Raw genomic sequence first — 5,677 nt, 5'->3', positions numbered from 1 at the left:
CAGCCGCCCGGGGCGGCTCCGCAGGGCGCGGCGCCTGCATGCCAGGGGGCGTGACGGGCGCGATCCCGCCCGGACGAGGATTCACGCCCGGGCGACCCTCGCCGGCACCCTCCGGCTCGCCGCGCCGCCCCGGGAAACCGGGGCGTCCACCGGTCCTGTCGCCATCGGCGCCACGTTGCCACGGCGGCGCTGGCCCGCGACCGGCAGCGTCGTTCAAGGCAGGGTCGCGGCCCATCCCGCTGGGCGGCGGACGGACCCCTTTGGCGGCGCCGGGCGCCGGGCGGACGGGAGCGGTGACAAGCGGAGCCGCCGGTGCCGTCGGCGGCATTGCCGGCGCCGACCCGGGCCGCTCGCCGACCCGATCACCCGGCCGATCCCGGCGTTCACCGGTCCGTTCGCCGGGCCGCTCCCAAGGCCGCTCGCCCACCCGTTCGCCTGGCCGGCTCTCGGACCGCTCGCCGATGCGCTCGCCCGGACGCTGCGCCGGCCGCTCGCCAAGGCGATCGCCGGCCCGGTCTCCGCTGCCGGGCGCCCTGCCCTCGAACGGCGGCCGCGACGGCCGACCATCGGTCCGGCCTGTCCCCTGCGGCAGCGCCACCGGCGCGGCGGTGCTCACGCCCAGCGACCGCCCGTCGGACAGCATCGCCCGCACCTGGGGGTCGTTGCGGAATCGGCCGGCCACCGGCGCCACCGGCTGGCGGCCGGTCAGCACGCTCTGCGGCACGACCGTCACGGCGTGCGGGAACTTGCGGTTGGAGAAGTCGCGCCGGTCGGCCTCGCCGTTGCGGTTGCGCCAGTAGCTGTCGATCACCGTGACGTTGGTGACGTGCGTGAAGTTGATGTTGCGGACGTAGCGCGAGCTGACCCGGTAGTACGGGACATAGACCTCGCGCGGCGCGAGGGGGAACCAGCCGACCGCCGGGCCGCCGCCGATCGAGACCGAGACGCTCCCCCGTGAGCCGCCCATCCAGGCCACGAGCGCCGGCGCATAGACCGGGCGCCGCACATAGGTGCCGGGCGCCCAGCCCCAGACGTTGCGGTGATAGACCCAGCGGCCGTAGTGGAACGGCGCGAAGCCCCAGGGTGCGTCGTCGACCCAGGTCCAGCCCCAGGGCCGGATCCAGGCCCAGTGCCCGGTGCTGTAGGGTGCCCAGCCGGAGGGCACGACCGTCGGATGCCAGACCGGCCCGTAGTCGGGCGACTGCTCCCAGCGACCGTAGCGGTCCAGATCGGCGGCGCCGGTCATCTCGGGCGAGACATAGCGCGATGCGGCCACGCGATCCTCGGCGCTGTCGCGGTCGTCGTTCCAGGTGGCGAACGCGTCGCGCACCGGCTGCACCATCGTGTACTGCGGCGCACCTGCGGCGTCAAGCCAGAACTGCGCGTGCTGACCCGCCTGGACGGCCAGGGCGCTGTTGCGCCCCTCGAACACGGCCCGTCCGGCCTTGACCGTGACGTCGCTGGCCTGCTCGAAGCGATCGAAGCGGTAGCGCCCCACCGCCTGCAGCCGGAACCGGCCTTCGTCGGTGTTCATCTCGAACTCGGGCACGGCCTGCGGGCTGCGGACGCGGGCGGCGACGCTGCCGCGATGCAGGTGCAGCGAGAAGCGCTCGTCGTCCAGCAGCACGATCTCGAGATCGGTGGCGGCGTCGATGCGGAGCGTGGTGCTGCCGAGGGTGATCTCGGCGCGGGCGTCGTCGTCGGTGGCGATGCGGTCGCCGGTCGTCAACGGCCGGTTGCGGGCCACCGCCAGCCATTCGTCGCTGTCGGGGCTGTACAGCCAGACCTGGCCCGAGACCTCGCTGAGGCGGGCAGCCCGGTCCGGCGGGTCGATGTCCGGCTCGGCCTGAGCGCGGGCCTGCAGGGCGACGCCGAACGCGAGCAGGGCGAACAGGACGAGGCCTGGCAGCCCCGCCCCCGCATGCCGCATCGCGGCGGCCGAACGGTGTTGCGCTGTCCTCGTCATGTCTCGATCTCCTTCACCGCGAGGCCGGTATCGAGCGGGCAGCGTCGGCGTTGCTGTTCAACGTTCCAGGGCGAGTCCAGCCGACGCGCGGCCGACCCGGAAACGATCCTTTACACGGGCGATCAGTCGTCGGCGCCGGGGTCCAGCCCCGGGAAGAGGACGCTGGTGAAGCCGAAGCGGCTGAAATCACGGATCCGCATCGGGTACAGCTTGCCGATCAGGTGGTCGCACTCGTGCTGGACGACGCGCGCATGGAAGCCGTCGGCCTCGCGCTCGAGCGGCACGCCGTCGAGGTCGAAGCCACGGTAGCGGATGCGCGCGAAGCGCGGCACGATGCCGCGCAGGCCGGGCACCGACAGGCAGCCTTCCCAGCCCTCCTCCTCGGCATCGTCGAGCGGCTCGATGCGCGGATTGAGAAGGATGGTCTCCGGGACGGGCGGCGCGTCCGGGTAGCGCTCGTTGTTCTTGAAGCCGAAGATCACGAACTGCAGGTCGACGCCGATCTGCGGCGCAGCCAGGCCGGCGCCGTTGACCGAGCGCATGGTCTCGAACATGTCGGCGGCGAGGGTGCGCAGTTCCGGCGTGCCGAACTGCTGCACGGGTGGCGCGACGCGCAGCAGGCGCGGGTCGCCCATCTTCAGGATGGCATGGATCGTCACGTCGAAGTCGCTCCGGAGGCTCGTGCCGCATTGTCCGCGCCGGTCGGCGTTGCCGCCCGCGCTGCTTCGATGACCTCGGCAGGCGCCTGGACGAGCTCGATCAGGACGCCCTCGCCCGCGACCGGGAACGCCTCGCTCGAGCGCGGATGGATGAAGCAGATGTCGTGGCCGGCGGCGCCGGGGCGGATGCCGCCCGGCGCCATCCGCACCCCGTTCGCCTCGAGCCAGGCAACGGCAGCGGGCAGGTCGTCGATCCAGAGGCCGATGTGGTTGAGCGGCGTCGCGTGCACCGCGGGCTTGCCGTCGGGATCGATCGGCTCCATCAGGTCGACCTCGACGCGTGCGATGCCGGCGCCCAGGGCGCAGATGTCCTCGTCGACGTTCTCGCGCTCGGAGCGGTAGCTGCCGGTCACGGCCAGGCCCAGCGTGTCGACCCAAAGCGTGCGCAGGCGCGCCTTGCTCGGGCCGCCGATGGCCACCTGCTGGAGGCCGAGGACGGTGAACGGGCGCGGCGACGCTTCGCTGACGGCGCTCATGCCCTGGCTTCGAATTCGAGGATGACCTCGTCGACGGCGACGCTGTCGCCCGGCTTCGCGACCACGCGCGCGACGACGCCGTCTTGCACAGCGACGACGACGTTCTCCATCTTCATCGCCTCGATGACCGCAAGGCGCTCGCCGGCGCGCACCGCCTGCCCCGGCGCGACGGCCACGGAGACGAGCAGGCCGGGCATCGGCGAGAGCAGGAAGCCGGACAGGTCGGGCGGCGGCTTGTAGGGCATGAGCGAATCGAGCACGGCGGCCCGCGGGGAAAGGACGCGGATCTCGAACTGGCTGCCGTTGCGTGCCACGCGCAGGCCGAGGCCGAGCCGCTCGATCTGCGCCTGGAAGGGTTCGCCGTCGACGGAGCCGCGCACGGCGACGTCGCGCAGCGGCGTCGCGAACGAGATCCGACGGGTTCGCCCGGCGATGGTCACCCAGAACTCGCTGCCGTGGACCTCGACGCGGGCCGGCGTCTGCGTGCGCCCGCCGGCGCCATGGGCCTCGACGGCGACGAAGTCCTCGCCCGTCTCGACCTCGTGGCCGGCCAGCTGGCCGGAGAGGCCGGCGGCGCGCGCCAGCAGGCGGCGGTTGAAGGCGGCCGCCAGCGCAACCAGGACGTCGCGATCGGCGCCCGGCGGGGGGATGGTGAAGCCTTTGCCGTACTCCTCGGCGATGAACGCCGTCGTAAAGTCGCCCGCCGCGAAGCGGGGGTGCGCGAGCAGCGCCGACTGGAACGCGAGATTGCTCGACACGCCGCGGATGACGAACCCGTCGAGCGCCTCGCGCATGGTCGCGATCGCCTCGGCGCGGTCGGCGCCGCAGGCGATCAGCTTGCAGATCATCGAGTCGTAGTGGATCGGAATCTCGCCGCCTTCGTAGACGCCGGTGTCGACGCGCACGCCGGGCGTGCCCGCTGCCTGCAGCTCGCCGGGAAGCAGCGTCTGCTGCGGCGGCCGGAACGCCACCAGCCGGCCGGTGCTCGGCAGGAAGCCGCGCAGGGGATCCTCGGCGTTGACGCGGCACTCGATGGCCCAGCCGCGGCGCGGGATGTCGCCCTGCGCGAAGCCGAGCGGCTCGCCGGCAGCGACGCGGATCATCTGCTCGACGAGGTCGATGCCGGTGATGCACTCCGTCACCGGATGCTCGACCTGCAGACGGGTGTTCATCTCGAGGAAGTAGAAGCGCTTGTCCTTGCCGACGACGAACTCGACCGTCCCCGCCGACTGGTACTGCACCGCGCGGGCCAGCGCCACCGCCTGCTCGCCCATCGCCTTGCGCGTGGCGTCGTCGAGGAACGGGCTCGGCGCCTCCTCGACCACCTTCTGGTGCCGGCGCTGGATGGAGCACTCGCGCTCCCACAGGTAGATGCAGTTCCCATGCGCGTCGCCGAGCACCTGGATCTCGATGTGGCGCGGCTCCTCGACGAACTTCTCGATGAAGACGCGGTCGTCGCCGAAGCTGGCCAGCGCCTCGCTCCGGCACGAGACGAAACCCTCGGCCGCCTGGCGGTCGTCGAGGGCGACGCGCAGGCCCTTGCCGCCGCCCCCCGCCGACGCCTTGATCATCACCGGGTAGCCGACCCTGCGCGCGACCTCGACCGCGAGCTCGGCGCTCTCGATCGACTCGTTGTGACCGGGGATCGTGCTGACCTTCGCCGCCGCCGCCAGCTTCTTGGAGGCGATCTTGTCGCCCATCGCCGCGATCGAGGCGTGCTTGGGCCCGATGAAGACGATCCCCTCTTCCTCGACGCGTCGGGCGAAGACCTCGTTCTCGGACAGGAAGCCGTAGCCGGGGTGAACGGCCTCGGCCCCGGTCGACTTGCAGGCGTCGATGATCCGGTCCATCGACAGATAGGATTCGCGGCTAGCGGCCGGACCGATGCAGACCGACTCGTCGGCGAGCTCGACGTGCAGCGCGTCGCGGTCGGCCTCGGAGAAGACCGCCACCGTCGCGATGCCCATCCGCCGCGCGGTCTTGATCACGCGGCAGGCGATCTCGCCGCGGTTGGCGATCAGAATCTTGCTGAACATGGCGCGCGTGCTCACAGCGGGATGTTCCGGTGCTTGCGCCACGGATCGTCGACCTTCTTGTCGCGCAGCATCGCCAGCGAGCGGCAGATGCGTTTCCTCGTCTCGTGCGGCTGGATCACGTCGTCGACGTAGCCGCGCGCACCGGCGATGAAGGGGTTGGCGAACTTGGCCTTGTACTCGGCTTCGCGGGCGGCAAGCTTCTTGGGATCGCCCTTCTCCTCGCGGAAGATGATCTCGACCGCGCCCTTCGCACCCATCACGGCGATCTCGGCATTCGGCCACGCGAAGTTGACGTCGCCGCGCAGGTGCTTCGAGCTCATCACGTCGTAGGCGCCGCCGTAGGCCTTGCGCGTGATCACCGTGATCTTCGGCACCGTGCACTCGGCATAGGCGAACAGCAGCTTGGCGCCGTGCTTGATGATGCCGCCGTACTCCTGCGCCGTGCCCGGCATGAAGCCCGGCACGTCGACGAAGGTCACG

5 protein-coding genes are annotated in these 5,677 nt (G+C 71.7%); all 5 read right to left on the bottom strand.

What is annotated here, in order from left to right; translation table 11 throughout:
• A partial coding sequence (locus AC30N0_RS00070) for a DUF6600 domain-containing protein (protein ID WP_489515903.1) occupies positions 1-1,966 on the bottom strand: 1,966 nt, incomplete at its 3' end.
• 122 nt (positions 1,967-2,088) lie between these two features.
• On the bottom strand, positions 2,089-2,625 hold the full coding sequence (gene def, locus AC30N0_RS00065) for a peptide deformylase (RefSeq protein WP_489515902.1): 537 nt from the start codon (positions 2,623-2,625) through the stop codon (positions 2,089-2,091).
• Positions 2,622-3,161: a VOC family protein gene (locus tag AC30N0_RS00060; RefSeq protein ID WP_489515901.1), complete on the bottom strand. Its 540-nt coding sequence runs from the start codon at positions 3,159-3,161 to the stop codon at positions 2,622-2,624. Before AC30N0_RS00060 ends, def begins: the two co-directional genes overlap by 4 nt.
• The gene (locus tag AC30N0_RS00055; protein ID WP_489515900.1) at positions 3,158-5,197 is read right to left on the bottom strand and encodes an acetyl-CoA carboxylase biotin carboxylase subunit; all 2,040 of its coding nucleotides are present in this window, start codon (positions 5,195-5,197) and stop codon (positions 3,158-3,160) included. The genes AC30N0_RS00060 and AC30N0_RS00055 overlap by 4 nt, the downstream gene beginning before the upstream one ends.
• Positions 5,198-5,208: 11 nt before the next feature.
• The coding region (locus AC30N0_RS00050; RefSeq protein ID WP_489515899.1) for a carboxyl transferase domain-containing protein at positions 5,209-5,677 on the bottom strand (469 nt) is incomplete at its 5' end.

The sequence above is a fragment of the Rhizobacter sp. genome (assembly GCF_031412495.1).
GTDB lineage: Bacteria > Pseudomonadota > Gammaproteobacteria > Burkholderiales > Burkholderiaceae_C > Schlegelella_A.
This window is presented reverse-complemented; position numbering and strand designations above follow the sequence as displayed.

What these genes read in the sequence shown, in the direction of transcription:
- AC30N0_RS00060 (WP_489515901.1), bottom strand. Translation starts at nt 3,161, where the DNA reads ATGAGCGCCGTCAGCGAAGCGTCGCCGCGCCCGTTCACCGTCCTCGGC.
- AC30N0_RS00055 (WP_489515900.1), bottom strand. Translation starts at nt 5,197, where the DNA reads ATGTTCAGCAAGATTCTGATCGCCAACCGCGGCGAGATCGCCTGCCGC.